Annotated in this window: 7 protein-coding genes; 3 read left to right on the top strand and 4 right to left on the bottom strand. The window is 48.2% G+C overall.

The features are described 5' to 3' along the window. Positions 1-34 precede the first annotated feature (34 nt). The 3 genes from PK629_12555 to PK629_12565 are packed head-to-tail and all read right to left on the bottom strand — an operon-like array spanning position 35 to position 2,770. Positions 35-835 carry an ABC transporter permease gene (locus tag PK629_12555; GenBank protein ID HOP12309.1) on the bottom strand — a complete coding sequence of 267 codons (801 nt, stop codon included), beginning with the start codon at positions 833-835 and terminating at the stop codon, positions 35-37. Continuing rightward, positions 832-1,644 carry an ABC transporter permease gene (locus PK629_12560; GenBank protein HOP12310.1) on the bottom strand — a complete coding sequence of 271 codons (813 nt, stop codon included), beginning with the start codon at positions 1,642-1,644 and terminating at the stop codon, positions 832-834. The genes PK629_12555 and PK629_12560 overlap by 4 nt, the downstream gene beginning before the upstream one ends. Continuing rightward, a complete protein-coding gene (locus PK629_12565) occupies positions 1,631-2,770 on the bottom strand; it encodes an ABC transporter ATP-binding protein (protein ID HOP12311.1) in 1,140 nt (379 codons plus the stop codon). Before PK629_12565 ends, PK629_12560 begins: the two co-directional genes overlap by 14 nt. Before the next feature lie 274 nt (positions 2,771-3,044). On the opposite strand from PK629_12565, the gene PK629_12570 reads away from it, so the two are divergent. Together PK629_12570 and PK629_12575 are read left to right on the top strand one after the other, a co-directional pair. Further along, positions 3,045-3,737, top strand: a complete 693-nt coding sequence (locus PK629_12570) for a hypothetical protein (GenBank protein HOP12312.1) — start codon at positions 3,045-3,047, stop codon at positions 3,735-3,737. Positions 3,738-4,052: 315 nt separating this feature from the next. Further along, entirely contained in the window at positions 4,053-6,659 is a 2,607-nt protein-coding gene (locus PK629_12575; GenBank protein ID HOP12313.1) for a valine--tRNA ligase, read from the top strand. A gap of 159 nt (positions 6,660-6,818) precedes the next feature. Here PK629_12575 and PK629_12580 read toward each other — a convergent pair whose 3' ends face one another. Beyond that, the gene (locus tag PK629_12580; GenBank protein ID HOP12314.1) at positions 6,819-7,784 is read right to left on the bottom strand and encodes a hypothetical protein; all 966 of its coding nucleotides are present in this window, start codon (positions 7,782-7,784) and stop codon (positions 6,819-6,821) included. Positions 7,785-8,003: 219 nt separating this feature from the next. Between PK629_12580 and PK629_12585 the strand changes: the two genes are divergently transcribed. Then, positions 8,004-9,842 (top strand): hypothetical protein, encoded by a 1,839-nt coding sequence (locus tag PK629_12585; GenBank protein ID HOP12315.1) that lies wholly within the window; start codon positions 8,004-8,006, stop codon positions 9,840-9,842. The last annotated feature ends 89 nt before the right edge of the window (positions 9,843-9,931 follow it).

The following is a 9,931-nucleotide window of genomic DNA, read 5'->3' on the forward strand; positions in this document are numbered from 1 at the left end:
TAGGGCTTTGCCCGTCTATGAAAAACCCCCGGTTTTACCGGGGGATATTTATTTTATCGTCATAACTTTGCAGGATTGTCATTCCCGCCATAACCAGCACAATTGCGAAGAAGATGATGGTGAACAGAGAATAGATTTTCGGGGGCAAGGGTTTTTTTGTGTAGCTGTAAATTTCGATGGGAAGCGTAGTGAACGACGGCCCGTAGACGAAATAGGAGATCACAAAATCATCCAGACTCATGGTAAACGCCATCATCGCACCGGTGATAATACCGGGCATAATCTCGGGCAGAAGGACTTTAAAAAAGGATTGAACCGGCGTGCAGCCGAGGTCGAGCGCCGCCTCGTTGAGATTGGGGTTCAACTGCCGCAGTTTCGGGATTACCGAGAGGATGACATAAGGCAGATTGAAGGTAATATGTGCAATCAGCAGTGTTCCGAAACCGAGGATATTATTGTTGGCAATCATGCGGCCCGCAAAAGCAAACAATAAAGCCAAAGAGATACCGGTCACAATTTCGGGATTGGTCATCGGAATGTTGGTGGCGGTCATAATCGCTGATTTTGCCCGTTTCCCCATTTTTTCGATACCGATTGAGGCCGCCGTGCCGATGACCGTTGCGAAAAGCGAGGACAAAACCGCGATAATCACGGAATTGGCCAGCAGCCTCAGCAGGGTATCGTCCTTGAACAGCTCTAGATAGTTGTAAAACGTGAAACTCTTAAAGACCGCCATATCTTTGCCGGAGTTGAAGGACGCGACCACCAGCAGAAGAATCGGCGCATAGAGGACGATAAAGACAATCACGGTAAAAATACGGCTGAATCGTTTCATACCAGCGTCACCTCGTCATTGTCCGTGAACTTATTCATAATGCCCATGCAAATAAATACGATGATCATCAGACAAAGCGACATCGCCGCGCCCACATTGAAGTTATATGACGCTTTGAACTGGCTTTCGATCACGTCGCCGATCATGGCAGTGCCGGTTCCACCGAGCTTTTTCGAGATATAAAAGGTACTGACCGCCGGAACGAATACCATGGTCACACCCGAGATGATACCGGGTACCGAAAGCGGCAGCATGACTTTGGATAGAACCTGAAAGCCGTTGCATCCAAGGTCCTGAGCGGCTTCAATTAATGCGGGATTGATTTTGGTCATAACACTGTACAGCGGTAGAATCATGTAGGGAAGGTAGTTATACACCATACCGAACACGACCGCAGTCGGCGTACGCAGCATCGTGATGGGCCCGATTCCGATCAATCCTAAAATCTGATTGATAATGCCGGTGTCCTCAAGCATCGCGACGAGCGCAAGAGTACGCAGTAAAAAGCTCGTGCACATCGGTAGAAGCAGCAATAGTGACAGAATGCGTTGGGCTGACGGAGACGCATGTGCGATTGTATAGGCCACCGGATATCCGATGATCAAACAGCACACAGCCGAGACGATTGCCAGCCAGAGCGAATCGGCAAACGTGGGAAGATATTGTTTTAATTCAATGATGTTTGAAAAAGTAAATTGGCCGGTCGTATTGTCCGTGAAAGCAAAATAAAAAACCACGGCAAGCGGGATAATCGTGAACAGCGCCATCCAGAGAATATAGGGCGCCGCAAGCAGCTTAGCCCTCTTCATTTTGTTCTTCCTCCGTTAAATTGACTGCTTCGCTTTCCTCGTCATATTGCGCGCTGAAGGTCGAATAGTCGCCGAACATACCGGAGTATTCACTCTTGTGCATAATGTGGATGGCGTCGGGTTCGATGACGAAGGCGACTTCGGTGCCCATCGCAAGATAATCGGTGGACTGGATCATCCATTTAAAGCCGTTCACGTCGACGATGAACTCATAATGCACACCTTTAAAGGTTACAGAGGTAATAACACCCTTAATGTGTCCTTTTTCAAAGGGGATAATGTCGATGTCCTCAGGGCGGATGACGACGTCAACCGGCTTTTTTTGACCGAAGCCCGCATCCAGACAGTCGAATTTCCGGCCGCAGAATTCGACTAAATGATCGTCCAGCATAACGCCGTCGATGATATTCGATTCGCCGATAAAGTCGGCGACAAAGGCGTTTACCGGTTCGTTATAAATGTCCTCGGGGGTGCCGATCTGCAGGATTTTTCCGCCGTCCATGACCACAACACGGTCGCTCATCGTGAGCGCTTCTTCCTGATCGTGGGTGACGTAGATAAAGGTGATGTCCAGCTGCTGTTGAATGCGTTTGAGTTCGGCTTGCATATCCTTGCGCAGACGAAGGTCGAGCGCACCGAGGGGCTCGTCGAGAAGCAGGACGCGGGGACGGCAGACGAGAGCGCGGGCGATGGCAACGCGCTGTTGTTGACCGCCGGAGAGTAAACTGCTGTTACGGCGTTCAAACCCATGAAGATTCACGAGTTCAAGCATCTCAAAAACCCGCTCGCGAATCTCTTTTTCGGGCAGCTTTTGCAGACGGAGGCCAAAGGCGATATTTTCAAATACGTCCAGATGGGGAAACAGGGCGTATTTTTGAAATACAGTATTCAAATGGCGTTTATAAGGCGGAAGGTTTGTGATATCCTTTCCCTCAAAATAAACCAAGCCCGAATGCGGCGACAAAAACCCGCCGATGATTCTCAGCGTTGTGGTTTTTCCGCAGCCGCTCGGGCCTAGAAATGTAATAAATTCTTTGCTGTTGATGGAAAGATTGATGGATTTCAAAACCTCTTCGCCGTCGAAAACCATTGAGACGTCCGACAGGCGGATAAGTTCGTTTGACATCTATCATCCCCCAATTCGTTAAAAAATCAGCCCGGCGTTGCCTCGCTTTTTCTCACAAAGCATCCGCGGACCGTGCAAGATTTAATATACATATTTCACCCGAGAATGTCAATATATTTTTCGATAATTTTCGATGGTTTTTTCAACGGGTTTTATGCGGTTTTCGCTTGACAATCTAGGTATATTTTGGTAACATGTATAAGGATTGAAGTAAAGGTTCGACTTCAACCCACTCAGATAAAACAGAGCCGTTTTTAGAAAGAGGGATATACTTATGAAAAAAGTTCTTGTCGTCCTGCTTGCGTTCGTTTTTGCAATCGGTATGAACGCTTGTACGCCTGCTTCTGAACCAAGCCAAGAGGCTTCATCCGTATCGTCCGAGACGCTGTCTGTCACACCTCCTATTGACTCGACCGTGTCGGAGGTTTCATCAGAAGTGCCTTCCGAGACATCCGTTGTCTCTGAGGTCTCGACTGTTTCCGAAGTTTCAACCCCATCCGAATCGTCTCAACCCGATGTGCCTGAGGTCGAATATACCGACATCACTGCCGCTGTGTTGGCCGATTTTAACGCAAAACGTGCCGAACTTGGCAAAGATGCACTGGTCACCAGCGATCGTCTGACCAAAGCCGCTGAGACCTATGCACAGGCACTGCTCGATGCCTCGGATGAATTTATCGCAGGTACCGATTTCCGTACATTGCCCGATGGCTCCAAAGTGACTGCTATTGTCAATTCGATTGACAGCGCCGAGGGCCGCCTGACCGGTTTGAATTACAGCGTCTGGGTGAATGAAATTCCCTCGACTGCCAACACGCTTGAAGCACTCAGAACAACCGTACTGGCAAGCACACAATTTGCAACAAAAGCAGAGTTTGATTTTGCAAAGATCGGCATTGCGGCTCTGCAAACTGTCGTCGACGGCGTACCACAGAGAAGCGTAATCGTGTTTTTCTACGCGGCATAATAAAATATTGAAAATGCGGGCGGTCTTGGAATACCAAGACCGCCCCTTTATGTTGACATCTGGAGCGTTTTATGGTATTATTGCCGCATAATCTCTATCCGGAGGCAACAAATGGCCTTTTCTCAACTTCAGTCATCTGTCAATATTTCCGTCGGGGTAACGGTGCGGTTGTAACTGCATTACGCGGGTGCAATCGCTTGTTATGCTTGCGCCGGCGAAAATGTGGTCGCCCCACATTTAGAAAAAGTCGAATCCGGTGCGAACAGCGCCGGATTTTTGATATAACGGAAATCATAATATCAGGAGGATTTATTCATGCCCAAAGAGCTCGAAAAGAACTATGATCCGCTTCTGTTTGAAGACAAATTATATAAGAACTGGGAGGAAAACGGCTGGTTCCACGATGAGCCCGATCCCGAAAAACAGCCCTATACCATCGTGATCCCGCCGCCCAATATCACCGGGCAGCTGCATATGGGTCACGCCCTTGACAATACGCTTCAAGATATCCTCATACGCTATAAGCGCATGAGCGGTTTCTGCACGCTCTGGCTGCCGGGCACCGACCACGCCTCTATTGCCACCGAGGCTAAGATCGTCGAGGCCATGCGCAAAGAGGGCTTGTCAAAAGAGGACATTGGGCGCGAGAAGTTTCTGGAACGCGCCTGGGCCTGGAAAGAGCAGTACGGCAACCGCATCATTGAGCAGCTCAAGAAAATGGGTTCCTCTTGCGACTGGTCAAGAACCCGCTTCACAATGGACGAGGGCTGTTCTAAGGCCGTTAAAGAGGTTTTTATCCGTCTGTATGAAAAAGGGCTGATCTATCGCGGTGAGCGTATCATCAACTGGTGTCCGCACTGCTTAACTTCGATTTCCGATGCCGAGGTTGAATACGAAGATCAAAAAGGCCACTTCTGGCACCTGCGCTATCCGCTTTCGGACGGCACCGGTTATATCGAATTAGCCACCACACGCCCGGAGACCATGCTGGGTGATACTGCAGTCGCCGTGCATCCGAAGGATAAACGCTATAAAAAACTGGTCGGCAAGACCGTGATTCTGCCGCTGGTGGGGCGCGAAATTCCGATTGTAGCTGATGAATACGTCGATCCGGAATTCGGTACCGGCGTGGTTAAAATCACTCCCGCGCACGACCCCAACGATTTTGAGGTTGGACGCCGCCACAATCTGGAGCTTATCAACGTGATGACGCCGGACGCTAAGATCACCGCTGATTATCCGAAATATGCGGGTATGGACCGTTACGAGGCCCGTAAGGCCATCGTCAAGGACTTGGAAGAGCAGGGGTATCTGATTCGCGTCGAGGATCACGACCATAATGTCGGCACCTGCTATCGCTGCTCTACAACGGTTGAGCCGCGCGCATCCTTACAGTGGTTTGTGCAGATGGAACCGCTAGCCAAACCGGCCATCGAAGCCGTTCGCAGCGGTGATATCAAATTTGTTCCGGAGCGTTTTGATAAGACCTATTTCCACTGGATGGAGAACATCCGCGACTGGTGCATTTCGCGTCAGCTCTGGTGGGGTCACCGTATTCCGGCATTTTACTGCGACGACTGTGGTGAGATGATTGTCACAAAAGAAGAAAACCCCGTTTGCCCCAAATGCGGAAAACCGATGCGTCAGGACCCGGATACGCTGGATACCTGGTTTTCCTCGGCGCTCTGGCCGTTTTCGACGCTCGGTTGGCCGGACGAAACCAAAGATTTGTCCTATTTCTATCCGACCAATACCCTCGTGACCGGCTACGACATCATCACTTTCTGGGTCTCGCGCATGATCTTCTCGGGCCTTGAATACATGGGCGAAAAACCGTTCGATACCGTGTTGATCCATGGCCTGGTGCGCGACGCGCAGGGACGCAAGATGTCCAAATCGCTTGGCAACGGCATCGACCCGCTCGAGATTATTGATAAATACGGCGCCGACGCACTCCGGTTCGCTTTGGCCACCGGCAACGCACCCGGCAACGATATGCGCTTCTCTGACGAGAAGATTGAATCGAGCCGCAACTTCTGCAACAAGATCTGGAACGCGGCGCGTTTTATCCTGATGAACCTGAAATCCGATATTACCCCGGATTTGCTGCCCAAAACCCTTGTACCTGAGGATAAATGGATTCTGACCCGTTACACCCGGACAACCCGCGAAGTCAATGAGCTGCTTGATCGGTTTGAGATCGGTATGGCGCTCGGAAAACTCTATGATTTTATCTGGGACGAGTTCTGCGACTGGTTCATCGAGCTGTCAAAAGACCGTCTGTACGACGGTGGTACACCGGCAGAAGAAGCGACGCAAGTGCTGTGTTATGTCATGAGCAACACGCTCAAACTCCTGCACCCGTTCTTACCCTTTATCACCGAGGAGATTTGGCAGACGCTCCCGCACGACGGCGATACCATTATGCTGGCCTCCTATCCGCAATATGACGCGGCTCTTGATTTCGGCGATGAAGCCGATATGGTCGAGACGGTCATGGCTGCGGTCAAAGCCATCCGCAACCGCAGAGCCGAAATGAATGTTGCGCCGTCGAGAAAAGCTGTCGTGCATATCGACAGTGAACACATCAGCAAATACCTTGACTGCAAACGTTTCTTTGTGCGTCTTGCAAGCTGCAGCGATGTGGTCGAGGGCACGACCGACGGCATTTCGATTGTCACCGACGACGCTAAAATGACAATTCCGATTGCGGAACTGGTCGACATTGAAGCCGAAAAAGCGCGATTGAAAAAGGAACTCGAAGCGGCTCAAAAGGAACTCGGTCAGATTGAAGGCAAACTCGCCAATCAGGCATTCGTAGACAGAGCACCGCCCGCAGTCGTCGAAGAACAGCGCCAGCGCCGTGAAAAACTCCTTTCCCGCATCGAAGTCATTCATAAAACCGAACTGGAATTGCAATAAATCATACAATTGATGAATTATAAAACATGAAGCAGGACGTTTGCCCTGCTTCATGTTTTTGCTTTATAGGTCGTAATCATTATTACCGATCTTCTGTTGTCTTGTTAACCCCGGTTTTATATTCAAAATGATTCCATCCATTCATACCCTTCATGCTGATTAATTTTTTACAATCCGTATGCTATAATCATCATAATGCAATTCCATACTATATCCCAGGGCGCGGCATAATTCATCATATAATAACAAATCTCCGATACATTTCCCTTTTACATATTTGACCTCTCCAATAACATCCCGATGCTCGCTGTCGTCTTTAAACATTTCAACGTCATATAAACCATCTTTGTATTCATCCATTTGCAAGATTATATTATTAAAGCTGATTGTTTTATGATCCTTGTTATAAGTATATTGAATACCAAGCCCATCTAAAAATTCAAACAGATCCATCTCAAGGAAAACATCGCCCAATATAGGTGTCGTTGAAAATGTTACTTCTTTTTCATTGATAAAAACTTTGGCAGGCCGGGGACTGTAAATTTTCAAAAACTCATCCTGTGTATAGACCTTTTGAAATATATAATCACCGTATTTCTCATTCGATATGGGTACTGTCATAAAATATGCTTGCGTTTCTGTGATCGCCGTAATGACATAACCTGCTTCCACACACGGACCATCTATAATGACAATCTTTTGGATGTTTTCAACACCGTTTTCGTGGAAACATTGTTTGATAGCGTCCTCATCACACAGAAAAGCAATCGCTTTTTGAAAATACTCACTTGATTTAAATTTTCCCCATCTCCAGTTGTCCGGGTCATTGAGAGCAAGAAACGGCCCTTGCTTGTGAGATCCATCTTCACTTGAGATGCCTGTTAATAATAACTGCCCATTTTTCTTCTCAAATCGAAAAACAATGTGTAAATCCTCATATAACTGATTGTCCCGGGGACTATTGATAAACTCAATGATATCGTCGCTGCATTCACCGCCAAAAGAATCGAAGCTCATATCTATTGTTTCGTTTTCGGAACTTATAGGCGTAGAACTTGCGGGATTTGTTGTCGCACATCCGCAAAGAAATATTAATATCAGCAATATACAGAATATCTTTTTCATATTGATCTCCCTTATATTATCAAATCGTAATAATTAAACAGCAACGATCAATCGCAGTATAGCATATATTTACCAAATTGTAAATATCGCCCCTCATAGTGAATAAAACACCGATTCCAACGGAAATGTCACTCTCCACTTTTCACTGTCAACTGTCAACTTTGCGGTTGCGCATTCGGCAAGACAATGTTATACTCTTTCGGAGCGGAGGTGTTTTTTATGAATTTCAAATACGTTTCCAACTGGCAGCGCGGTGTTACGGCGAAGAAGTATCTGCATCCGCCGTTTTGCGAGCGCTTGATCACCCTTTGGCCGGATGCGAAGGTTGTCATCGGCACCATTTACGGCGTCGGGGAAGAGCAGCCCGAGTCCTGCGGATTTCGCATTTTGCGCGGCGATCCGCCCACCGCTTTCCCGCGTGAGGAAACCCAGCAGAGCGCCCGTGCCGACGGAATCCCGGTCCATTCGATTTTACGGCGTACCAATCGATGCTTCTTTGAAATGGAGTGCTTTTGCGATGTCAAACGTGTTCCGACGGTTTTTGTCAAAGTCACGATGGACAACCAATCCGGTATAGAGGCCGACGAACACATGACAATTATCCTGCGCAAGGGCAAAGAATCTATATTGACCGGCTCTGATGACGACGGTTACAGCCCCTATCTCTCCGACTGTGCGCCATGGCTGTTTATGCCGAGCCATGCGACTTTCAAAGACGGTGTTCTGACCGAGGGCGAATATCGATTTAGCGTCAACGGAAAAGAAGCGGTCGATGTGGGTAACGGAATGATTCGGTTCGATTTCAAGGTTCCGCCCAAAGCAAAGCGTGAGTTTTATTTTGCGTTCGGCGAAAACGCCCCGGTGAACTTCGATTACGATGTTGAACGTGAAAAAACCGAATGCTTTTGGAAAGACGAACTTTCGGCTATAAAAACCGTACCGGCCACCGACGATGTCGAGACACACGCTGCTTATACCAATTTTATCGCGCAAATTTTACAGATGTTCGCTATCCCAAAAGGGCACGATTACGTACTCCCGAGACAGGGTAGCATGCAGCGTTTAATTTGGCCGTCCGAAGCCATGCCGGTAATTGCGGCATTGTCAAAAGCGGGTGATTTCTCAAAGTACCTCAGACCTGTGATGGATACCTATTTTGACATCTTGCAGCAGGAAGACGGGCAGGTTGTCAACTTCGGCGTTCCTTGGGCTTCTGTGACGGGTTGCTGCCTATATGGTTTTGCAGTTTATACAATGAACAATAACGACCGTGAGTATTTTGAAAAATATCGTAAGAATGCTTTAAAAGCGGTTGAGTGGATTGAGCAAACACGCCACAATTCCTATGATGACCCCAATCAGATCGGCGGTCTGTTCCCGCCGATGCGCTCCTGCGATTATGAACAGCCCGGCGCACAGTGCTGGGGAATGACAGATGTCTTTAACCTTGAAGGGTACCGGGCATTGATTGCCGCATTTAAACACTTCAATGCGGAAGGTCTTAAACAAATTGAAAATGCCAATGATTCCTACAGAGGCGCGATGAAAACGAGCATTGACAAGATATGTGCTAAGTACAGCGGAAATTTTACATTTCCGGTTGATCCGCACGATGATCCAATGCGGGAAAAAGAATTCGAAAAGGGCGTTGCGCCGCGGCGTGAAACCGTGACGCCAATGCTTTTAAATGTAGACTTGATTGACGAGAGCACCGACATTCCGGAGCGTTTGGAAAACGGCTGCCGTGAACTTGGTGTATTTGGACCCGGTTTGACCTGGTTGATGGCTGATCGCGGTGTTTTCCGCGACGGGCACAAGGTTTGGTACGGTTCGATGAAGGATTTGGAGTGGTTTCGATATTATACACGCAGCGGACAGCGTGAAAAGATGAAAGCAGTACTGGATGCACAGCTCAAATACATTATGACGCCGGAATATTACATGATGGAACGCTACGACGACTCTAATCCGTTTTATACGCCCTGGCTGCCGAATGCCAGCGCGAACGGTCGAACTATGTTGATGATGCTGAGTTATCATGGTGCTCAGAAAATATAAGAAATCAATAAAAGGCGGCGCGAGATGCGCCGCCTTTTTGTATCCAGAAAACCACTCGCTAGGCGAGTGGTAGAAAAAAAGGCTAATGC

It is taken from the genome of Oscillospiraceae bacterium (assembly GCA_035380125.1).
GTDB lineage: Bacteria > Bacillota > Clostridia > Oscillospirales > JAKOTC01 > DAOPZJ01.

Excerpts from the sequence above, each read along its gene's own strand:
- PK629_12570 (HOP12312.1), top strand. The coding sequence starts at position 3,045 with ATGAAAAAAGTTCTTGTCGTCCTGCTTGCGTTCGTTTTTGCAATCGGT.
- PK629_12560 (HOP12310.1), bottom strand. The coding sequence starts at position 1,644 with ATGAAGAGGGCTAAGCTGCTTGCGGCGCCCTATATTCTCTGGATGGCG.
- PK629_12575 (HOP12313.1), top strand. The coding sequence starts at position 4,053 with ATGCCCAAAGAGCTCGAAAAGAACTATGATCCGCTTCTGTTTGAAGAC.
- PK629_12565 (HOP12311.1), bottom strand. The coding sequence starts at position 2,770 with ATGTCAAACGAACTTATCCGCCTGTCGGACGTCTCAATGGTTTTCGAC.
- PK629_12580 (HOP12314.1), bottom strand. The coding sequence starts at position 7,784 with ATGAAAAAGATATTCTGTATATTGCTGATATTAATATTTCTTTGCGGA.
- PK629_12585 (HOP12315.1), top strand. The coding sequence starts at position 8,004 with ATGAATTTCAAATACGTTTCCAACTGGCAGCGCGGTGTTACGGCGAAG.
- PK629_12555 (HOP12309.1), bottom strand. The coding sequence starts at position 835 with ATGAAACGATTCAGCCGTATTTTTACCGTGATTGTCTTTATCGTCCTC.